This window comes from Nostoc sp. GT001, from assembly GCF_030382115.1.
Taxonomy (GTDB): domain Bacteria; phylum Cyanobacteriota; class Cyanobacteriia; order Cyanobacteriales; family Nostocaceae; genus Nostoc.
Genome location: NZ_JAUDRJ010000003.1, coordinates 783,706 through 804,374, shown reverse-complemented (window position 1 = coordinate 804,374; position 20,669 = coordinate 783,706). Strand labels below are relative to the sequence as shown.

Annotated in this window: 18 protein-coding genes; 7 read left to right on the top strand and 11 right to left on the bottom strand. The window is 42.5% G+C overall.

Going from position 1 to position 20,669, the window contains the following annotated elements; genetic code table 11:
- Positions 1 to 171 precede the first annotated feature (171 nt).
- Positions 172 to 1,221 (bottom strand): tRNA (adenosine(37)-N6)-threonylcarbamoyltransferase complex transferase subunit TsaD, encoded by a 1,050-nt coding sequence (tsaD, locus tag QUD05_RS06395; RefSeq protein ID WP_289795342.1) that lies wholly within the window; start codon positions 1,219 to 1,221, stop codon positions 172 to 174.
- A gap of 270 nt (positions 1,222 to 1,491) precedes the next feature.
- Between tsaD and QUD05_RS06390 the strand changes: the two genes are divergently transcribed.
- The 3 genes from QUD05_RS06390 (at position 1,492) to QUD05_RS06380 (ending at position 2,973) form a co-directional block, all read left to right on the top strand.
- Positions 1,492 to 1,986, top strand: a complete 495-nt coding sequence (locus QUD05_RS06390) for a Photosystem I reaction center subunit III (protein ID WP_289795341.1) — start codon at positions 1,492 to 1,494, stop codon at positions 1,984 to 1,986.
- Between the two features lie 39 nt (positions 1,987 to 2,025).
- Positions 2,026 to 2,175, top strand: coding sequence for a photosystem I reaction center subunit IX (gene psaJ / locus QUD05_RS06385; RefSeq protein WP_289795340.1), 150 nt, complete (start codon positions 2,026 to 2,028; stop codon positions 2,173 to 2,175).
- Positions 2,176 to 2,451: 276 nt separating this feature from the next.
- A complete protein-coding gene (locus tag QUD05_RS06380) occupies positions 2,452 to 2,973 on the top strand; it encodes a photosystem I reaction center protein subunit XI (protein WP_289795339.1) in 522 nt (173 codons plus the stop codon).
- A 66-nt stretch (positions 2,974 to 3,039) separates the two neighbouring features.
- Here QUD05_RS06380 and gmk read toward each other — a convergent pair whose 3' ends face one another.
- From gmk to tyrS, 6 genes are all read right to left on the bottom strand, one after another.
- Positions 3,040 to 3,639 (bottom strand): guanylate kinase, encoded by a 600-nt coding sequence (gene gmk / locus QUD05_RS06375; RefSeq protein WP_289799893.1) that lies wholly within the window; start codon positions 3,637 to 3,639, stop codon positions 3,040 to 3,042.
- Positions 3,640 to 3,805: 166 nt separating this feature from the next.
- Entirely contained in the window at positions 3,806 to 4,072 is a 267-nt protein-coding gene (gene remA / locus QUD05_RS06370) for an extracellular matrix/biofilm regulator RemA (RefSeq protein ID WP_041233849.1), read from the bottom strand.
- A gap of 257 nt (positions 4,073 to 4,329) precedes the next feature.
- Complete coding sequence (locus QUD05_RS06365; protein ID WP_289795338.1) at positions 4,330 to 4,779, bottom strand: DUF29 domain-containing protein; 450 nt, start codon at positions 4,777 to 4,779, stop codon at positions 4,330 to 4,332.
- A 42-nt stretch (positions 4,780 to 4,821) separates the two neighbouring features.
- Positions 4,822 to 5,502 carry a hypothetical protein gene (locus QUD05_RS06360; RefSeq protein ID WP_289795337.1) on the bottom strand — a complete coding sequence of 227 codons (681 nt, stop codon included), beginning with the start codon at positions 5,500 to 5,502 and terminating at the stop codon, positions 4,822 to 4,824.
- The gene (pyrF, locus tag QUD05_RS06355) at positions 5,499 to 6,230 is read right to left on the bottom strand and encodes an orotidine-5'-phosphate decarboxylase (RefSeq protein WP_289795336.1); all 732 of its coding nucleotides are present in this window, start codon (positions 6,228 to 6,230) and stop codon (positions 5,499 to 5,501) included. Before pyrF ends, QUD05_RS06360 begins: the two co-directional genes overlap by 4 nt.
- Positions 6,231 to 6,244: 14 nt before the next feature.
- The gene (gene tyrS / locus QUD05_RS06350; RefSeq protein WP_289799892.1) at positions 6,245 to 7,435 is read right to left on the bottom strand and encodes a tyrosine--tRNA ligase; all 1,191 of its coding nucleotides are present in this window, start codon (positions 7,433 to 7,435) and stop codon (positions 6,245 to 6,247) included.
- A 173-nt stretch (positions 7,436 to 7,608) separates the two neighbouring features.
- Between tyrS and QUD05_RS06345 the strand changes: the two genes are divergently transcribed.
- Positions 7,609 to 9,534 (top strand): transglycosylase domain-containing protein, encoded by a 1,926-nt coding sequence (locus QUD05_RS06345; RefSeq protein ID WP_289795335.1) that lies wholly within the window; start codon positions 7,609 to 7,611, stop codon positions 9,532 to 9,534.
- A gap of 68 nt (positions 9,535 to 9,602) precedes the next feature.
- Here QUD05_RS06345 and QUD05_RS06340 read toward each other — a convergent pair whose 3' ends face one another.
- Together QUD05_RS06340 and QUD05_RS06335 are read right to left on the bottom strand one after the other, a co-directional pair.
- Complete coding sequence (locus tag QUD05_RS06340; RefSeq protein WP_094349476.1) at positions 9,603 to 9,926, bottom strand: DUF1825 family protein; 324 nt, start codon at positions 9,924 to 9,926, stop codon at positions 9,603 to 9,605.
- Between the two features lie 126 nt (positions 9,927 to 10,052).
- Positions 10,053 to 10,985, bottom strand: a complete 933-nt coding sequence (locus QUD05_RS06335; protein ID WP_289795334.1) for a J domain-containing protein — start codon at positions 10,983 to 10,985, stop codon at positions 10,053 to 10,055.
- A 226-nt stretch (positions 10,986 to 11,211) separates the two neighbouring features.
- On the opposite strand from QUD05_RS06335, the gene QUD05_RS06330 reads away from it, so the two are divergent.
- Both QUD05_RS06330 and QUD05_RS06325 read left to right on the top strand, forming a co-directional pair.
- Entirely contained in the window at positions 11,212 to 11,586 is a 375-nt protein-coding gene (locus QUD05_RS06330) for an NINE protein (protein WP_289795333.1), read from the top strand.
- A 14-nt stretch (positions 11,587 to 11,600) separates the two neighbouring features.
- On the top strand, positions 11,601 to 12,134 hold the full coding sequence (locus tag QUD05_RS06325) for a ComEA family DNA-binding protein (RefSeq protein WP_194042369.1): 534 nt from the start codon (positions 11,601 to 11,603) through the stop codon (positions 12,132 to 12,134).
- Between the two features lie 79 nt (positions 12,135 to 12,213).
- On the opposite strand, the gene lepB is transcribed toward QUD05_RS06325, so the two are convergent.
- Positions 12,214 to 12,786: a signal peptidase I gene (gene lepB / locus QUD05_RS06320; RefSeq protein ID WP_289795332.1), complete on the bottom strand. Its 573-nt coding sequence runs from the start codon at positions 12,784 to 12,786 to the stop codon at positions 12,214 to 12,216.
- A gap of 1,588 nt (positions 12,787 to 14,374) precedes the next feature.
- Between lepB and QUD05_RS06315 the strand changes: the two genes are divergently transcribed.
- Positions 14,375 to 15,283 (top strand): polysaccharide deacetylase family protein, encoded by a 909-nt coding sequence (locus QUD05_RS06315; RefSeq protein ID WP_289795331.1) that lies wholly within the window; start codon positions 14,375 to 14,377, stop codon positions 15,281 to 15,283.
- A gap of 294 nt (positions 15,284 to 15,577) precedes the next feature.
- Here the strand turns inward: QUD05_RS06315 and QUD05_RS06310 are convergent, their stop codons facing one another.
- Positions 15,578 to 20,275, bottom strand: coding sequence for a glutamate synthase-related protein (locus QUD05_RS06310; protein WP_289795330.1), 4,698 nt, complete (start codon positions 20,273 to 20,275; stop codon positions 15,578 to 15,580).
- Positions 20,276 to 20,669 lie beyond the last annotated feature (394 nt).

Sequence of the window (20,669 nt, the reverse complement as noted above, 5' to 3'; positions counted from 1 at the left end):
GCAAAACAGTGCTGAGTGCTGAGTTAGGAGTTAGGAGTTAGGAGTTAGGAGTTAAGAGTTATTCTCCCCTCTGCCCCACTCAAGACTCGAAACTCGGAACTCAGCACTCTTGAGGGGCATTGGGCATTGGTAGTTATAAATGACAAATGACAAATGACAAATGACAAACGACTACTCAACAGGTTGATACAACTTCATCACCTGAGTAAGCCCTAGCCTAGACTCAACGCCCAGTGTAAGGGGCGATGTATGATCACGGGATAGATGGTCAGCGGCGGCACAGCCAATCATGGCGGCGTTATCGGTACAGAATTTTAGAGGTGGGAATAAGACGCGTAGGTTATGTTTAACGGCGGCGGCTTGGAGGTTTTTTCTCAACCCGCTATTAGCTGCTACACCGCCACCAATGGCAATTGTGTCTAGACCATAGTCTAGGGCACAGGCGATCGCTCTTTTAGTTAGCGATCGCGCTACCGCATCCTGAAAGCTAGCTGCTACATCTGCCACTGGTACTTGTCCACGATCTTTCTCTAACTGCTGCACTAAACGTAATACAGCCGTTTTTAACCCACTAAAACTCGCATCATAACGATGAAACCCCCCACCGGGTAGAGAAACTCTTCCTTCCGGTAAAGCAAAGGCTTGAGGATTACCCTGCTGTGCCAACTTGTCAATCACTGGCCCACCGGGATAACCCAGCTTTAACAATCGCGCCACTTTATCAAAGGCTTCACCCGCAGCATCATCACGGGTTTGTCCCAGAGTTTCGTAAATACCACAATCTTTGACATAAATCAAGCTTGTATGTCCGCCTGAAACCAGTAAGCTAAGAAAAGGGGGATTTAAAGTTGATTCGCTCAAGTAAGTTGCGTAAATGTGACCTTCAAGGTGATGAACTCCCAAAAATGGTTTGTTATGTACCATCGCTAGGGTTTTGGCAGCAGTTAACCCCACCAATAGCGCTCCTACGAGTCCAGGGGCACAAGTGGCAGCAATTGCGTCAATTTGTCCCCAATCTAGTTGGGCTTGCTCTAAGGCTTGTGCGATCGCTTCATTGATAGTTTCCAGGTGCTGGCGAGAGGCTACTTCTGGCACTACCCCGCCATACTGCTGGTGTACTGGAATTTGCGAGGATACAATACTACTGCAAACTTTACGATTGTTAACAATTGCGACGGCTGTTTCATCACAACTGGTTTCTATTGCTAAAACGGTTGTCATTGAGAGTGCTGAGTGCTGAGTCCTGAGTCCTGAATAGTAGAGAAAAAATCTTGCTTCTTTACTACCCTACAACAACTCTTATACTTAGCACTCGGAACTCAGCACTCAGCACTAATTTTGGTTGAGAAGCTTTAACTTTTATTTACTTAAACTTTACTCGGTTCCCACCCAAGAGTATGATGACTTCCTAGTTATGCAAATAAACAACTGTACAAGCCGCTTCGTTTTGTACAAAGAACTTCTTGTTTTGTAATAAAAGGAAACAACTCTATGCGACGATTGTTTGCTTTGATGTTAGCGATTAGTCTTTGGTTCAATTTNTGCCCCCCAGCACAAGCTTTAGGGGCTAATTTGACACCGTGTAAAGACAATCCCGCTTTTCAAGAGCTAGCAGCTAATGCCCGTAACACCACCGCCGATCCCCAATCAGGGAAAAAGCGGTTTGAGCGTTATTCTCAGGCGCTATGCGGCCCTGAAGGATACCCACACTTGATTGTTGATGGTCGTCTAGATCGTGCTGGTGACTTTTTGATCCCTAGCATTTTGTTTCTATATATTGCTGGTTGGATTGGTTGGGTAGGGCGTGCCTATCTGCAAGCAATCAAAAAGGAATCTGACACTGAACTAAAAGAAATCCAAATCGATCTTGGTTTGGCACTACCCATCATGGCTTCAGGCTTTGCTTGGCCAGCAGCAGCAGTCCAAGAATTGCTCTCTGGAAAATTAGCAGCTAAGGATTCAGAAATCCCTATTTCTCCACGCTAAATCAGCTTAATTAATTCATTCGTTTTGGAGACTAAATTCATGGCAGACAAAGGCGATCAATCAGCTTATTTGATTAAATTCATTTCCACAGCGCCCGTGGCCGCTACCATCTGGATGACGATCACAGCAGGTATCTTGATTGAATTCAACCGCTTTTTCCCCGACCTACTTTTCCACCCACTGCCATAAGTGTTAAATGGAATTTAGGACTGTTGAATCAATGTCTTGTTTTTTGCTTAATATTGTGTAGTTGATGTATTCAGCTTAGTTAGGCAGAATTATCACCAAAATATGCAGCAAAAATAGTTTTTTGAAACTCGTGATACTGTTTACAGATCGCGAGTTTCACGGTTTTAAAATCAGCTAAATTAATTTTTCTAAACTTATTAAACAAAATGCTTCTTTAGCCACAATTATTATTAATATAAAAATGCCACCATTTTAATTTAGAGGCGAACATAAAATATGGCACAAGCAGTAGATGCATCAAAGAATCTTGCCAGCGATCCCAGAAATCGGGAAGTTGTTTTTCCCGCATTTGGCGATCCACAGATAGGCAACCTAGAAACGCCGGTTAATTCTTCTCCCTTGATCAAGGGGTTTATTAATAATTTACCTGCTTATCGCCCAGGTCTGGCTCCTGCTAGACGCGGTTTAGAAGTTGGTATGGCTCATGGTTACTGGCTATTTGGTCCCTTTGCCAAATTAGGCCCACTGCGGGACACAGATAATGCTAACTTAGCTGGGTTACTGGGAGGTATCGGCCTGGTTGTTGTTCTTACTGGCGCCCTATCGCTGTATGCCAATAGCAATCCACCCAAAGCACTTCCTAGTGTTACAGTACCTAAGCCACCAGCAGATGCCTTTAACTCTAAAGAAAGCTGGAACAACTTCGCCAGTTCTTTCTTGATTGGTGGTATTGGTGGTGCAGTAGTTGCTTACTTTTTAACTAGTAATTTAGCACTAATTCAAGGTCTATTTGGTTAATTACTAGAAGTTAGGAGTTAGGAGTTAGGAGTTTAAATTCATGACTTCTAACTCTTAACTCCTAACTTATTTAAACAAAACAGCTTCAATATCATTTAAAGCAGTTTCAAAATCGTCATTAACGATTTGAATATCAAATTCATCTGCGGCTTGAATTTCTTCTTGGGCGCGGAGCAGACGGCGGGCGATCGCTTCTTCAGAGTCTTGGGCGCGAGAGCGTATTCGTTTCTCTAATTCATCAAAGGAAGGCGGTAAAATAAAAATGCTGAGGGCACTGGGGAAGGAAGCACGAATTTGTCTTGCCCCTTCTAGTTCAATTTCCAGCACCACCAACTTACCGGCATGAATTTGGTTAAGTACAGCTTCACGGGGTGTGCCGTAATAGTTACCAGCAAATTCTGCCGATTCTAAAAATTCACCTTCAGCAACTAATTGTTCAAACTTACTGCGGCTGATGAAGTAATAACTTTTGCCATCGATTTCCCCTGGACGGGGAGAACGAGTTGTCACCGATACGGAATAATAGAGTTCTGGATGACGCTCTAGAAGCGATCGCATTAAAGTGCCTTTACCGACCCCACTGGGGCCAGTTAAAACAATTAACCTGCCTAAATGTAAGCATTCTTCGGTAGTCGCACTACTCTGGATGGGTAAAACTGGCATCATCCCTTCAACCTGTGAATCAATCAATACATATTATTCATTAGTCTTGTGTTCCTGGTCTAGTCCACTGGTGACTAAAGAATTTGTAGCAAGAGTGACAGAAAATTTGTCTAATTCACATGGTACTACCGATACGGTGCAAAGAGGAGTGGGAAAAACCCACTGCTAGTCAATTATCTACAGTTTGATGCTCGCGAGAAATCACAAAGCGATTCGCTACCGTTTCCGGCTGAATCGCTGACAAAATTACGTGGCTGGAATCGGTAATAATTACAGCTCTAGTCCGACGACCGTAAGTTGCATCAATCAGTTGACCTCTGTCTCGTGCATCGGTAATAATCCGCTTAATCGGGGCAGACTCTGGACTGACAATGGCAACTACTCGGTTGGCAGACACGATGTTACCAAAGCCGATGTTGATTAACTGAATGTCCATAAAAAAAACTGACGCTAAACGCGGTTTGATAAAGCTTGAAATAAACTTCTTTCCATGTTATCGCCAAAAAACGGGAGTTACAACGCTTAAATTCAAGCCAGTCTAGGTTTTTAAATAATGTCTCCTTCTTTTAGCTATTTATCAGCTATTTTTCCTAAAAATATTCCTAAAGATACAGGTGTAATTCCGCTGATCCAAGCTAGTTAGATGATGTATTTTTATCTTTATGTAAAGAGACTAGTACCGCAAAACGGAATTCAAAATTCAAATGGTGGTAAATAATCCACATCTAAAATTTGCTCAATGCTATAAGGACAAGTTTGCGGAAAACAATTCAATCCACTTTTCTTTTTTGCTTGTCGTAGCGCATCAATGTAGACTTCTTCAAGCACTGTGAGCAGATAGTTGTAGAGGTTTTTAGATTTAGTTAATTTCCTGAGTTCCACCCGAAAATTATCAATTTCCACTTCCCAATGATTTTTACATTCAGGGAGGCTCCAATGTTGATACAAAAGCAAATGTTTGAGAAGTTGCAGTAAATAACTTTCGAGCTTGTGCTTCTGTTCATTAACCAATCTTTCAATCTCCTCAATCAAATGATCCCAATCAAGATACTCTAAATCTCTTTCTTGCAATTGTTTCAATGTAGTTTCTAACCACAAGTGATAATCCTGTTTATAGAGAATTTGAGTAAGTATTTTAGACATTATTTAATATTCTCCTAATTTACGAAGATTTGGAATTAGGTTTTATTGACGTAAACTTCCAGCTTCACAATCGCGCAACCAAGCTTTAACCCCTTGGGCAACAGTACCGTTACTACTATCGCGTGGGGGAGATAGTGGCTGCTGTTCTGAATGGGAACCAGCTTGAGAAAACATCATTACTAGTTGCCAACCACTTTGAGTCTTAGTCAATAACAACCAATGAAATTGTTGCAATTCTACAACTTTCTTTCCTATGTACTGCCGCTCCAAGGTAGTAAAGAAAACTTGCTCAACTCCTGATTCAGCGCTTTTAGACGTATCTGCACTATATTCTTCAAGGTTAAGGGGCAGAGGAGTAAACTCAGGTCTTCCTGCCACTAACATATAACTGTAAACCTGACTGCTTCTACTCAGGCGGCGGGCGCGTTGACTAGCGCGATTGGTATAACTAGGTAATTTTTGCAGTAACTGTATAGTTAATGTTTCTAAATTTTGCTCAGAACACAAAGACCTCGCGCCACTGTTGACATTTTCCCTTTCTGCGATCGCCGAGGGTTTGGGGGTGGGGTTTATCGAGAAGGCTGGGTAGGCAAAGCTATTTGAGACTACAACCCAGAAGCCACAAGCAAACAGGAAACTATAATTTTTCTGACTAAGTGAAGAGGCAGGATTGCTCTCCCCTGCGCCCTGCACTCTCAGTGTCTCACTAACTCTTAGCTTCATGCCACCGTGGTTAACTCCTCAGAAATCCTCTTCCAGGCTAGCTCAGGCTCAGTAGCAGTGGTGATGGGACGCCCAATCACGAGATAATCTGCACCAGCAATAATTGCTTGGGCTGGAGTGAGCGATCGCTTTTGATCGCCAATATCAGCCCAAGTTGGTCTAACTCCCGGACAAACTAGCAAAAAGTCATTTCCACAAGTTTGTCGTAGCTGTGCCACCTCTTGAGGCGAACAAACTACCCCATCCAAACCAGATTCCTGAGCCAGCAGGGCCATTTCTAGAGCATATTCTGGCAATTCTAGGGGAATTTTTAAATCAAATGCCAACTGCCGAGCAGAAATGCTCGTTAGCAGGGTAATCGCAATTAACTTTGGTGGTTGTACACATGCTTTTGCAGCCCCTTCCTGTGCCGCCTCAGTTGCGGCTTTCAGGGCATCTCTACCAGCAGTAGCATGAATTGTCAGTAAATCCACTCCATATCTAGCTGCACTCCGGCAAGCACCAGCAACGGTATTGGGGATATCATCAAACTTTAAATCCAAGAAAATGCGCTTTTGCCGAGACTTTAACTCTTCCAGAATTCTCGGGCCAGTGCTGGTAAACAACTCTAAACCGACTTTCCACCAAACTACTTGCGGTAGCCGATCTATAAGAGCGATCGCACTTTGTTCATCTGGCACATCCAAAGCCACAATAACTCGTTGTTCTACCTGTTCCCTATTCTCCATTCCCCACTCCCCATTTAAGGTACTAAGCGCACAAACTTATTTTTCCCAACTTGTAAAACTTTACCTTTTAACTGACTAGGAGCATCGAAAGTGGTATCAGCATCAGTGATGCGATCGCCATCTAGGCGCACTCCACCCTCTTGAATTTTCCGCTTTCCTTCACCTGTACTTTTGCACAAGCCAGTAACATTGAGAATATACGCTAACTTCGTAGGAAATTGCTGCACACTAGCTAGAGAAAATTCTGGAACAGCACCTTCTTTACCGCCGCTTTGGGCTGCTTCTTTCGCTTCTTGGGCTGCGGTTTCGCCATGATACTGTTTAACAACTTCCCATGCTAAGAGTGTTTGGCGATCGCGGGGATTTTCTGGCAGTTGATCCAAAGGTAAATCCGTCAACAGTTCAAAATACTGTTCTAGGAGATTATCGGGAACTCCTTGCAACTTTTGATACTTTTGTCCTGGGTGTTCTGACAATCCGATATAATTACCTAAAGACTTAGACATTTTTTGTACGCCATCCGTGCCAATCAAAATTGGCAGCAGCATACCAAATTGGGGTTTTTGACCAAAATGGCGCTGCAAATCTCTGCCTACAGCAATATTAAATTTCTGATCGGTGCCGCCTAATTCCACATCTGCCTCAACTGCAACCGAATCAAAACCTTGCATTAACGGGTACAGGAACTCATGGATAAAAATTGGATTCTCTTTTTTATAGCGATCGGCAAATCCTTCCTTCGCTAACATCTGCCCCACCGTCATCGTGGAGAGTAACTCCAAAATTTTCTCTAAGTTGAGCTTAGAGAGCCATTCGGAGTTATAGCGCACCTCTAACCTTCCTGGTGTGTCAAAATCCAAGATAGGACGTACTTGATCGAGATAAGTCTGAGCATTTTTAGCTACATCTGCTTCTGTAAGCTGACGACGCACTTCAGATTTACCAGTTGGATCGCCAATACGCGCTGTGAAATCACCAATAATTAAAACTGCTGTATGACCTGCATCTTGAAATCCTCGCAGTTTTCGTACTGGTATGCTATGACCTAGATGAATATCAGTACCAGTAGGGTCAATCCCTAATTTTACCCTTAAAGGTTGGTTTGTAGTTAGTAAGAGCCTTTCTAAACTTTCGCTGTTAACATCAACTGATTGTGGGAATACTTCTACTACACCACGACGCAACCAAGCAAAATCTGGCGTCATGCTAAGAGATTCATTATTACCTATGTTTTGCACACTAGAAGTTAAGTTGGTTATAAACACTTGCAATTTATCCACTTTCTCATCTGCCAAACTACTATAATTGCAAAAAACTAACCGCCTTGCTTCACCCAATCAATTACAGTTAAATTTACAAGTGAGGAAGTGAAATAGCCGTGTCGTCGTCTAGGACTTTTGAAGATAAACAGCCACAGCGTCGGGCTTCATCAGGTTTTGAGTTTTTGAAAGGAGTCGGTCAGGTAACTGGCGGTACTCTCCTCTCAATCACCATGCTGGCAAGTTCCATTGTAGCCGGAGGACTGGTTGGTTTAGCCATCAGTTTCCGTAATTTGCCAGATGTGAGACAGCTACGTAACTTCTTTCCCTCAGAAACGACTTACATTTATGACGTTAAGGGCAAACTCTTAACCAGTATTCACGGGGAAGCCAACCGGGAAGTCGTACCCCTAGATAGAATTTCCCCGAATTTAAAACGGGCAGTGTTGGCAAGTGAAGATAGCCACTTCTACGATCACCACGGTATCAACCCTACTGGTGTCGGGCGGGCTGTAGTAGTTAACGCTGTAGCAGGTGGAGTCAAAGAGGGTGGCTCTACTGTTACTATGCAATTGGTAAAAAACCTATTTTTGTCTCGTAAGCGCGCCTTTACCCGAAAGTTAGCAGAAGGGGTGCTAGCCATCCGGTTAGAGCAAATTCTTACTAAAGACCAGATATTAGAAATGTACCTCAATCAAGTTTATTGGGGTCATAACAATTATGGTGTACAAACGGCAGCCCGCAGTTACTTTAATAAATCATCAGAATATTTAAGCTTGGGTGAGTCGGCAATGATGGCGGGTTTGATCCAAGCACCAGAGGAATTCAGTCCATTTGTGAGCATGAAGCTGGCAAAACAGAAACAAAAAGAAGTGCTAGGACGGATGCTGGAATTGAACTGGATCAACCAGTCAGACTATGACAGTGCCCTCAAACAAGAAATCAAACTTGGCAGAATCAAATCCTTTCAAGGTAGTGCCCTACCTTATATAACCAATACAGTAGCGCAGGAGTTGGCTAAAAAGTTTGGGCGTGAGACATTACTCAAAGGCGGGATGCGTGTACAAACTACAGTTGATGCCAACTTCCAAATAATGGCAGAGGAAACTGTCGTTAAGTGGCATAAATCATTGCTTGGACAGGGATTATCGAAGAATCAAATCGCCTTAGTGGCAATTGATCCGCGCACCCATTTTATTAAAGCACTGGTGGGCGGTGTAGATCCTAAGACCAGTGAATTCAATCGGGCAACTCAATCTCAACGTCAGCCCGGCTCTTCCTTTAAACCGTTTGTCTACTATGCTGCTTTTGCTACTGGTAAATATGGGCCAGACTCAACGGTGGTAGATTCTCCAGTCAGCTATCAAGATGGTAATGGTCGGTACTTCCCCAGAAATTATGATGGGGGTTTTAGCGGTCCTATGCCAATTCGTACGGCTTTAGCCCAGTCGCGCAACATTCCCGTGATTAAGATTGGTAAGGCTGTTGGCATGAATCGAGTGATCGAAACTTGCCGTACTTTGGGGATCATGAGTCCGATGGAACCTGTTACCTCTCTGCCTCTTGGTGCAATTGGTGTCACTCCCCTAGAAATGGCTAGTGCTTATGCTACCTTTGCGAATTATGGCTGGCAATCTCCACCCACTGTAATAGCCCGTGTCACCGATAGTAGTGGTAACGTCTTACTAGATAACACCCCGAAACCCCAGCTAGTTCTAGACCCTTGGGCATCGGCAGCCATTATCGATGTAATGCGAACGGTAGTTACTAATGGTACAGGTAAAGGTGCTGCCATAGCTCGTCCAAGCGCTGGGAAGACGGGTACAACTTCCTCAGAAAAGGATATCTGGTATGTTGGCACTGTGCCACAGCTAACCACTGCGGTTTGGGTAGGGAGGGACGACAACAGACAACTAGCTAGCCGTGCTACAGGTGGCGGTATGGTTGCTCCCATTTGGAAAGATTTTATGGAGAAGGCACTTAAGAACATACCAGTAGAAAACTTCAAGTCACCTTCCCAGTTTTCTCGTCCCAAGTCAAATTAAAGTTAGGAGTGATAAGTTATGAGTTATGAGTTTATTGAGAACTCTTAACTCCCAACTCCTAACTTTTGCTAGGGCTGTTTTTCTAGCTCGGCTTTCATCCGTTCTAAGGTGAGGTGCATTTGGTCAAACATTTGTTGCGGGGTGACACCGAACTGACCTAATTGCGTTTTCAGTTGTTCTACTGTCATTTGTGCCATGAAATCTTCTGATAGCTCGAAACGCTTCATAAAGATGCGATATCGATCCATCATGGTTTCCATTTGCTCAATAAACAGCTTTTTGCCATCGCGGTCAAATTTGCCGTAGCTGTTGCCAAGCTTGATCAGCGCTTGATAATCCTCAAACAGCTGTTTTGCTTCTTGCTGAACTATTTCAGAATCGAAGAATCCCATGTTGCTTATATTAAACTGAGCGCCCAGACTCAGTAGCTTAATAGTTTTACTTCTATTTATTATTTTAGTCTAGGGGAGTAATCTAGTCACGAAGCTTCGGTTTTGGTACGGTTTGTTACCGAAATTTCAACACTTGACTTGAGAACGTTTCCCCTTGTTAAATCGACTTAATAAAGCGGCGATACTCAGAGCTTTAGCTATTGATTTAGGATTAGTATTTTCGCCCGGTTCAATTTTCAGTCTGGTAGCGTATTTCTGAGCTAGTGAATCTTGCGGGTTAAGTTTTAATGCTTGACGGATGTAAACCCTAGCCATGCCGATAAATTTCTGTTTTAGATGTACTAAACCTAATAAGGCATAATATTCGCTGTTATTTGGCTCTAACTTGATGGCATCGCGCAGTTCTTGCACGGCTAGGGGCCAGTTGGCTAGCTTGACGTACTCAATAGCTCGCTGGTAGTGACGTTGAGCGTAGTTTGTCAAAACTGGTTCGACATTAGTTTTTTCATTTAATGTCAATTCCACTGGCTTGACTTCTATTTCAGGGGTGATGCGAACAGCTTTTTGCGCTAGAAACAAGTCAGGTTTATGCAACTGTAAGTAAACTAAATTCAGTATGCTAATTTGTTGTGTAATTTGATAGAACTGATGGAGTGATTTGTATTGAGCTTCTGCATAGGAAGCGATCGCTTCTTCGTACAACAATTCTGCTTGGGGTGCAGACATTTCTCTAAGTTCTTGAGCTATGGCACTTTTCCCACACAAAGCTTCCTGCTGTAATACTCTTGCATCTGATCGCAGCATGGCTATGGCAATCAAGCGCTTGTGTCGATTTTTGAGTTGTTCGTAAGCTGGATTGATTAAATAGCTAAGTATTGCCGTTGCTAATTCTTGGTCTGGATTGCAGCTTTTAGCATAGCGATCGGGATGTAGCAGTTTCGCTAAAGTATGATAGCGTTTAAAAATCTGGCGATCATCAGCACTCACAGAAATTCCTAGCACAGCGTAAGGATCACAAAGCTGTTTAAACCATTCTGGCGGTAGGAAGGTCTGTGACATTGCAGTAATCTGATCCGTTAAAAACTTAAAATTAACATCAAAGCTCAATGCACAGTCATGTGAAACTTACTCAAATTTCTTCAAATATTAAATTGTGGGGCTTACCACCCAAAAGTCGGAAGGACAAAAAAGGGTGGTTGACTAAAATGAGTGAGTTTTGAATTGTCTGTGTGCCTTTTGGCTGTCTTATTGTAGGAACTATGGTATTCGTATACTTATTAAAAATATGTTGACTAAGCGCAAAAGTCGAAGTGTTGCCGCTGTTTTAGCTTTTTCTGGCACGCTGACAATTTCAGGATTACATAAATTCTACCTGGGACAACCTCTGTGGGGTGTTTTGTATGTGTTGCTTTCCTGGACACCGATCCCCAAGGTAGCTAGTGCGATTGAGGGAGTTTGGTATTTAGCCCAAGATGAAGAAGCTTTTGATCGTAATTTTAATCTAGGCAAGTCAGCAGCGAGGACTTCACAAAAGGCGATTAATCAGGTAGGAGCGATCGCTGACGCAATGCGGGAATTAGATGCTTTGCGCCAGGATGGACTGATTTCAGAGTATGAATTTGAGCAAAAGCGCCGCCAATTGCTAGACCAGATTTCTTGAGGTAAGCGACAATCATGAATAATTGGCTACCTTTAAATTCCAGACTGCAAAAACTTCGCGCCAAGCTCCTCAACGATCCCTACTATCGCCTACAATCTGGGGAAGAAATTCAGATTGCAGCTCAATTAGGTATCCGTATTGATGCTAATCAAGCCACTGTAGATGATTGGTTACGCTTACCAGGTTTGTCAATTCACCAAGCGCGATCGCTTGTGGAACTTTCACATTCGGGTGTGAAATTTTACTGTATTGAAGATATCGCTGCGGCTTTGGGTATACCAGCGCCGCGCTTAGAGCCATTAAAGCCTCTGCTGAATTTTATTTACTATGACCACGAATCTTTAGAAAATCCTACCCATTTACTCAACCCGAACACAGCAACCGTTGAAAAATTAGCACAAATTCCATTTATAGATTTGTCTTTGGCGGAAGCAGTGGTGCAAAATCGGCAATCAGCCGGGCCTTACCGTAACCTGGCTGATTTCCAGCGACGGCTGGAGTTAACTGGTGATGCGATCGCCCAGATAATGTATTATTTGAGATTTTAAGTTAAAAGTTAGAAGTCTTAAAATAACTCCTAACTCTGGCAATTTTGGATTGAAAGAAAAATCCAAAATCTAAAACTGATTAAATGAACCCAATGCGATCGAGAGGCTCAAAGCGAAATGTTGCCCTACCAATGACATTTTTTCTGGGTAAAAAGCCCCAATAGCGAGAGTCATTACTATCGTTGCGATTATCTCCCATAACGAAAAATTCGTCTTCTGGGACTTTTACTGGTTGATATGGCTGATTTGGAGGTTCCGCGATGTAGTCTTCTGCTAAGGGTTGACCGTTGAGGTAAACTTTACCAGAAGCAACACTTATTACCTCACCAGGCTGGCCAATAACTCGCTTGATAAACGCTTGGTCTTTGGGATATCCTCGACGTTGTAGTTCTGCGGGTGGCTGAAAAACAATAATATCGCCAGTTATGGGAGGGTGAAAATGGTAGGAGATTTTTTCAACTACCAAGCGATCGCCTGTATGTAAGGTGGGTAACATCGAGTCAGAAGGTATATAGCGCGGTTCGGCGATAAAAGTCCTGATTAAGAATGCCAAACACAGTGCGATCGCAATTAAAATCAGATTTTCTCGCCAACTACGCCATACTTTTAACGACGCACGCTCTTCTTTTGCATCACTTTCGTGAGGAATCATAAAAGTTTCTAGCCAGTTTCAGAAGTGAGACAAATACCTTGATTATTTTGACTCAAAAGGTATGTCAATAGGAAAGCAGGGTTGAGGGTCAATCTATACAGACATTAAATAATACACTTATTTATTTACCAAAGATAAGCAAAAGTGCTGTACATAAACTATGACTTGTCTAAGGTAAGATAAGCAAATAATTAAGATTGCTAAATAGATTATTAAAAATAAAAATTCTAATTGCTGTAATTATAAGGCAAGTTATGAGACAATCATTACTTTTGTTTCTTCCTGCCAAACAAGCTAGTTACAGACTGCTAGAGCGATACAACCAGTAGGTTTTTTCTTTAAACGGCAAAATACTCTACCCCATGTTTGACAGTATCTACCTCACTTTACTGAAAAAAGGCAGAGGGCAGTTTTGCTGGAGGTTGAGTTGGAAGAAAATATATTTTGATCTGTATTTTTAAGTGATATTACATAAATTTAGTGAAATTTTAAATGTATTATTTAATGCAGAAATATAATTAAATTAAGCGTTTTTAGTAAAAAATACGACTTTTAAAGATGAAATATAGACCTTATTGCTTCAAGGGATAGATGTCATACTATTGTGATTTTAATCACTTGCCTATATACCCGAAATTAATTTCCGTAATTACACGGTGACAGTGCATATTAAACTGTACTATTAATTAAGATATAAACATACTTAATTATCTGAGAAAAACATTCACAGACAGAAAGCTCTAGCAATTTCGGCTAAAGTATCAGCATCCGAAAGAGAAGTAAGCTGCTGATAGAATTATTTTTCTTGAATGAGTCAAAGGTGACTAGATTTAAAGAATAAATGCCCCTTGGCAATGAGAAACTATATTGAATCAATTTTCGTCTGGTCTATTTCAGAGAAAATACTAGGTAACATTCTGTCAGTTGAAAATTTAACTTTTTCTTAAAAAGGAAACAATGGCAACAGGCAGTAAAATATATCCTATCAAGAATAGAACTAATAGTTTCCCAGACTCTTTTTTTTAAAGAACCCCACCCTTGTAAGTAGTTTTGTATGTTATCAAACAATTGACTTAAGTTGTAAATTATACAGATTTGCTGTCACAAAGTCTGGCTAAAAGAACTTCAGTCTGCTAAAAGTGTAAATTGTAAGTATGAAACTGAGTTCATATTATTTGAAGAGCTATAAAACTTGAAAGGATAATGCTGCCTTAGCGGTGAGCTGAAAAATAGCAACTAATTCAGAACTGCTATTTAAGAGGATTTTGGGGTGTGGTTAATTATCTGATTCTGTTCCTCTCCTTCTTAGAGCTAGCAGTAAGAATGTGGAAGCGTAGAGCTTACCTTTTCTGACTGGGTTGAAATTAAACAGTACCAAGTATTGTATATTCAACGCTGTCCAAATCTAGAGCATATAGATTTTAGTTAAAGCAATATAGTCTGTCTTATCAATTCTGAATTCCCGTTAGTAACAATTCCAATTTTCATGATTACCAGAAAGTAACTGGTATCTAAATATCTAATAAACATGTGCTACAACGTACCGTCATAAGCGTGGTGATGGTTCGATCTTTGAAGGAGCTTTGAGGTGGAAAATAATAAGTCGTTTCTGTGGCCAGAAGGAATATTAATTGCGCTACTTGCTTTAGGTGGTGTTTTTAGTCTTGCTTTTATGATGCTTCTAAGACCAAATGCTTCGGATGCTCAAAGTAGACCAAGTATAAATATCAAGGATGTATCTGCAAACGTAGGAACTCAGCAGCGCATTGAGAAATTAAAGGCAGCGATGCTTACAAGCTGGCAGCAAGAAGCACAAACAAAGGGTCTAGCCTACCCTATACCATCACGTTTTCAAGGGCAAATTATTAAAGCTGCAAAACTTACTCAGGGTGAGAAAGTGATTGCTCTCACCTTTGATGATGGCTCTTGGCCTGAGACTACAGAGCAAGTGCTAAGTATTCTGAAATCAAATAATATTAAAGGGACGTTTTTTGTAGTCGGGCAGAACCTCAAAAATTATCCAGAGTTAGGAAAGCAGATTGTCGCTCAAGGTCACGTCATTGCCAACCATACTTGGCATCACTGGTATCACTTTTTTAATCAACAAGCAGCTGCTTTTGAAATTGAGCGCACAACAGACTTAATTTATCAAGTTACAGGTGTTAAAACAAATCTGTTCCGACCGCCTGGTGGCAACCTACACAATGGATTATCTGCTTATGCTAAAGGACAAAAGTATGCTGTGGTGATGTGGTCGGCTGACTCTATAGACTACAAGTTACCAACTGTACCAAAGTTGATCGATAACGTGATTAAAGATTCTAAACCTGGTGGGATTGTGCTAATGCATGATGGTGGTGGTAATCGTTCTAGAACTGTGCAAGCTTTACCAGAAATTATTAACAACTTTAAAAAGCAAGGCTATCGCTTTGTGACTATTCCAGAACTTTTAGAAATCGAAGATACAGATCGAAAGTTGCTTGCTAACAAAAAGTAATAATTATTAATTATAAATAATTAGTCATTAGTCAATAGTAATTGGCTAATGACTAAAATTATCTTTTTTGGTTAAGATGGTTATTTTTGCGTTCGGTTAGAGACTGATAATTAAGTGCATTCTAGCTGTGAGCCAAAATTTTTTATTCAAAGAGCGATCGCCCAAATATTGATCCTGTATTGATATTATTACATGACTATTACGAAAGTTTTTTGGCGCTGAAAACCTTGTTTTATTAAAAGGCAGGCCCTTCTGGCCTGCCTCACAAGATTGAATTTATTTGTTGGAAGTCTCTTAATGACTGCTGACTAAACTAAACTCAGTTGTTTTTTCAGGATTAGCTTCTGGACTATCAGCTTCAGAAGGCGGAACTAACTGCCAGAATTTCGGCAAAAATGCTTGCCAGTTTTGCAGAATTTTCTTCGCCTTTGGTGAACCAGTGCGTTCTGCATGATTTTGAATTAATTCTTGCAGTTGCTTTGCACCTACTTCGGTAATTACCCGCTGAATTTTGACAATTTCTGGGTTGACTAACTCACGAAATGAGTCGTCTTCATCCAAGAAGTATGCCAGTCCACCAGTCATTCCAGCAGCTACGTTACGTCCTACTTTGCCAAGGACGACAATCACACCACCAGTCATGTATTCACAGCAGTGATCCCCAGCGCCTTCAATCACTGCTATGCCTTTGGAGTTTCTCACAGCAAAGCGTTCTCCTGCTAGACCGTTGGCAAATAATATGCCACCAGTAGCACCATAGAGGCAGGTATTGCCAACTATCACGTTTTGTGATGCGTTATAAGTAGCATCGGTTGGAGGTTTGATGATGATTTCACCACCATGCATCCCTTTACCTACATAGTCGTTTGCTTCTCCTTGTAGGCTCAGAATTATGCCGGGGAGGTTGAAAGCACCAAAGCTTTGCCCAACACTACCTGTAAAGTTGAGATTAATTTGTCCTTCAAAGCCACTGTCACCGTACTGGGAAGCGATCGCACCCGCTAATCTTGTGCCCACTGTTCTGTCAGTATTGATAATTGGGTAAGTCTTGGTGACAGTAGACTGATCCCTAATAGCAGCCTGAATGTCAGGATCGGCAAGGAACTTGTCATCTAAAACCACGCCGTTGCTGTGAACTTCTTCATGCACCAACCAGCTACGATTGTCTCTGCTATTTGGTAGCTGAAGTAAACAATCGAGATTCAGCGATCGCGTTTTGGCGAGATTTACCTCTGGGCGCAGTTTCAACAAATCTGCACGTCCAATGATTTCTGACAAAGAACGGTAGCCAAGTCGGGCTAACAAACTCCGCACTTCTTCGGCAATAAAGTAGAAGAAGTTGACAACTTGTTCCGGTATTCCCGTAAACCGCTTGCGGAGTTCTTCTTTCTGAGAGGCGACACCGACGGGGCAATTATTTGTGTGGCAGATCCGCGCCATGATACAGCCTTCAGCAATCATGGCGATGGAGCCGAAACCAAATTCTTCGCCGCCCATCAATGCACCTATTACCACATCCCAACCACTCTTGAGTCCGCCATCTACGCGTAAAATCACGCGATCGCGCAAGCCATTTTCCATCAAGACGCGATGCACTTCGCTTAAACCCAGTTCCCACGGTGAACCAGCATGTTTAATCGAACTTAGTGGCGATGCACCTGTACCACCATCATGTCCAGAAATCTGGATAATATCAGCGTTTGCCTTGGCTACACCAGCGGCGATCGTGCCAATGCCAACTTCTGAAACTAGCTTCACCGACACCTTTGCTTTCGGATTAATTTGGTGCAGATCAAAAATCAGTTGTGCTAGGTCTTCAATGGAATAAATATCGTGATGCGGTGGTGGCGATATCAGCGTGACGCCTGGTTTGGAGCGTCTTAACATCGCAATGTATTGGCTTACTTTGGGGCCTGGCAGTTGTCCACCTTCCCCAGGCTTTGCACCTTGGGCAATTTTGATTTCAATTTGTTGGGCGTTGACTAAGTACTCTGGGGTAACACCAAAGCGTCCCGATGCAACTTGCTTAATGGCACTATAAGCTCGATCGCCATTCCGCAATCCTTTTAAATGAGGTAGGGTTGGCGAGTGACCAAACTCGTCTACATCATCTAAAACTGTGTAGCGGACTGGATCTTCGCCGCCTTCTCCAGAATTGGATTTACCGCCAATCCGGTTCATGGCGATCGCTAAAGTTTCGTGGGCTTCTCTTGACAAAGCGCCTAAAGACATGCCGCCTGTACAGAAGCGCTTGACTATTTCATATACCGATTCCACTTCTTCTAGAGGAACCGACGGGCGATCGCCTTGGAAGTCTAGTAAATCTCGCAAGGCTGTTACCGGTCTGCCTTGGAGGTGCTTTTTGTAAACTTCGTAGTGGTCGTAGTTTTTGCCATCTAGAGCCTTATGCAGCGCCTTAACCATTTCGGGGCTATTCATGTGGTACTCGCCGCCAGGACGGTACTGCACAAAACCCAAGTTTTCTAACTTCTTGGTCGTTAGTTCTGGGAAAGCTTTGACGTGGAAGGAAAGCACTTCATCAGCAAGTTCGGTAATGCTTAAACCACCGATGCGGGAAGTCGTCCCACGGAATCCCAGGTCGATTAAATCTCCACCGATGCCAATAGCTTCAAAGATTTGGGCTGCTTGATAGCTGGAAAGCAGAGAAATTCCCATTTTGGAGAGAATTTTCAGCAAACCTGACTCTACTGCTTTGCGATAGTTTCCTAAAGCTTGTTCTAGGGTGAGGGTGGGAATTTTTTGCACGCCCATTAACTTTTGAGTTTTGGGATCGGACCACCAATCACGCACCGTATCTAAAGCCATGTACGGGCAAACTGCACCAGCACCATAGCCAATCAGACAAGCAAAGTGATGGGTACTCCAGCATTGAGCAGTATTCACAATCAGGGATGTTTTCATTCGCAACCCCTCACGAATTAGATGGTGATGCACCGCACCCACTGCTAATAGGGGAGGAATGTAGGTATATTCTGTGTTGATACTGTCATTAACCCGATCGCGATCGCTTAATATTAAAATCTTTGCACCTGCCCGGACTGACTCAGCTGCTTGTGCTTGTAAAGATTGCACTGCGGCTTTCAATCCTTCTGGGCCGCTAGCGATCGCAAATAGGGTTGATAACTCAGCCGTGGCAAATCCTGACAGCTTAATGGTTTCTAATTCACTATCAGTTAACACTGGCGATTCGAGTTTCAATCTCCGAGCATATTCTGGCTTGGGTTCTAATAAGTTACCCCGTTCGCCCAGTTCGACTTTCAGAGACATTACTAGCTTTTCCCGCAGGGGATCGATCGCTGGGTTCGTCACCTGAGCAAAGCGCTGTTTGAAATAGTCATAAAGCAGGTGGGGCTTTTGTGACAGAACAGCTAAGGGAATATCATCACCCATGCAGAAAGTCGGTTCTGAACCTGCGATCGCCATTGGATGAATCACCATTTCTACATCTTCTGTGGTGTAGCCAAAGGCAGTTTGACGCTGAAGTAAAGTTTGCTTGTCAATAGTCAATTGTCCTTGGTCATTTGTCATTTGTCCTTTGCCATTGCCATTGCCATTTGCTAATGACGGATGACCAATGACCAATGACTTTAATTCTTGACGATGCTGTTGCAGCCATTCTCCATAAGGGTGCTGCTTGGCGATGCGCCCCTTTATATCCCAATTCTTCAGCACTTCATGATTTTCTAAATCCACGGCAATCATTTGCCCTGAGCCGAGTCTACCTTTCTCGACAATATCGGCTTCTGGGAAATCCACCACACCAGCTTCCGAAGCTACAACAATGTAATCATCTTTGGTGATTGCGTAACGAGCTGGTCTTAAACCATTACGATCTAGTGTTGCGCCAACTTTTTTGCCATCGCTGAATACTAAAAGTGCTGGCCCATCCCACGCTTCTTGCAGTCCACTGTAATATTCGTAGAAATCAACAATTTCTGGAGATTCACGTAAAGAAGGCTGATTTTGGTAAGCCTCTGGAACCATAATCATTAAGGCTTCCAAAGGGGTGCGTCCAGAACAAACCAGCAATTCCACTACGTTATCTAGGGTGGCTGAGTCGCTGTTATCAATATGAACTAATGGCTTGAGTTCCTGGATGCGATCGCCCCATACAGGATGATTCAGGCTAGCTTCTCGTGCCATCATCCAGTTTATGTTACCCAATAAGGTATTGATTTCGCCGTTGTGACCCAAAAGCCGCATCGGTTGGGCTAGGGGCCACTTGGGCATAGTATTGGTACTAAAGCGGCGGTGATAAACAGCAAAGGCGCTTTTGTAAGCTGGATTTTTTAAATCGTCATAAAAGCTTCCCAAAACAGCAGAACGCACCATGCCTTTGTAGACAATTGTGCGACTTGACAACGAACAGATATAAAATTCTTCTGAGATGTTAGTTGCAGCTTTACTAATTCGGCGGCGGGTAATGTACAACTGCCGTTCTAATTCATCACCGCTTTTGTCAACAGAAGCTAACAAAACTTGCTCAATCTGGGGTTGATTTTCTCTTGCTTGTACCCCCAGCAAATCAGATTGCACTGGCACTACTCGCCAACCCAATACAATTAATTTCTCTTCAGCAGCTACTTGCTCGACAGTCACCCTAGCTTGTTGTGCAGCTTGCTGGTCTTGTGGTAAAAATATCATCCCCACAGCTATGCGATCGCTAGATGGAAATTCCTTCCCCCTTTGGGCAAAGTCTTGTTGGAACAACTCCCAAGGGATTGCTGTCAATACTCCAGCACCATCACCTGAGTCGCGATCGGCGCTACAACCTCCTCGGTGTTCTAAGCAGGTTAAAGCAGCTAAGGCTTTTTCGACAATTTCGTGACTGGTATGATTTTGGCGATGAGCAATAAAACCTACACCACAGGCATCTCGTTCTTCTACTAACCACTTTTGCCCTTGATAGGTATCTCTTGAGTTGATATTCGCTGTGATTTTCTGGTCTTGATTCATCGGTTTATTATTCATACCCTGTTCCTGAAGTATTGAGTTACCAATTTTGTCACTACATTGTGGGAGAAAATTTCTAAATTCAGCGATGGAAAAATATATAAGCACCGAAATTTAGGGAAAAAAAATTTTAACTTCGGTTTTACTTTATCAGTTCCCCCGTGTTAAAATTATTGCGTGTTTTTATGTGTTTATGCGGTGTTAGACAATTTACCTCCGCCAAGACATTATTTTTGCCCTGACAGTTTCTTTTTTATATTTTGAAGTTAAGTATTTTCTCAATCCCTTTTTTCCAGATGCACANNNGCTACTCATAGAGCCTATNTTCGGCTCACCTGAAACAAAACTAAAACTGAACGCTGCACTATTTTTTAAAATCACAGCCCAGATAATTCGTAATTGCTCGTGACAA

Bases quoted from the DNA above. Each gene is read 5' to 3' on its own strand.
- tsaD (WP_289795342.1), bottom strand. From the start codon at position 1,221: ATGACAACCGTTTTAGCAATAGAAACCAGTTGTGATGAAACAGCCGTC.
- psaJ (WP_289795340.1), top strand. From the start codon at position 2,026: ATGGCAGACAAAGGCGATCAATCAGCTTATTTGATTAAATTCATTTCC.
- QUD05_RS06380 (WP_289795339.1), top strand. From the start codon at position 2,452: ATGGCACAAGCAGTAGATGCATCAAAGAATCTTGCCAGCGATCCCAGA.
- gmk (WP_289799893.1), bottom strand. From the start codon at position 3,639: ATGATGCCAGTTTTACCCATCCAGAGTAGTGCGACTACCGAAGAATGC.
- remA (WP_041233849.1), bottom strand. From the start codon at position 4,072: ATGGACATTCAGTTAATCAACATCGGCTTTGGTAACATCGTGTCTGCC.
- QUD05_RS06365 (WP_289795338.1), bottom strand. From the start codon at position 4,779: ATGTCTAAAATACTTACTCAAATTCTCTATAAACAGGATTATCACTTG.
- QUD05_RS06360 (WP_289795337.1), bottom strand. From the start codon at position 5,502: ATGAAGCTAAGAGTTAGTGAGACACTGAGAGTGCAGGGCGCAGGGGAG.
- pyrF (WP_289795336.1), bottom strand. From the start codon at position 6,230: ATGGAGAATAGGGAACAGGTAGAACAACGAGTTATTGTGGCTTTGGAT.
- tyrS (WP_289799892.1), bottom strand. From the start codon at position 7,435: ATGACGCCAGATTTTGCTTGGTTGCGTCGTGGTGTAGTAGAAGTATTC.
- QUD05_RS06340 (WP_094349476.1), bottom strand. From the start codon at position 9,926: ATGGGATTCTTCGATTCTGAAATAGTTCAGCAAGAAGCAAAACAGCTG.
- QUD05_RS06335 (WP_289795334.1), bottom strand. From the start codon at position 10,985: ATGTCACAGACCTTCCTACCGCCAGAATGGTTTAAACAGCTTTGTGAT.
- QUD05_RS06330 (WP_289795333.1), top strand. From the start codon at position 11,212: ATGTTGACTAAGCGCAAAAGTCGAAGTGTTGCCGCTGTTTTAGCTTTT.
- QUD05_RS06325 (WP_194042369.1), top strand. From the start codon at position 11,601: ATGAATAATTGGCTACCTTTAAATTCCAGACTGCAAAAACTTCGCGCC.
- lepB (WP_289795332.1), bottom strand. From the start codon at position 12,786: ATGATTCCTCACGAAAGTGATGCAAAAGAAGAGCGTGCGTCGTTAAAA.
- QUD05_RS06310 (WP_289795330.1), bottom strand. From the start codon at position 20,275: ATGAATAATAAACCGATGAATCAAGACCAGAAAATCACAGCGAATATC.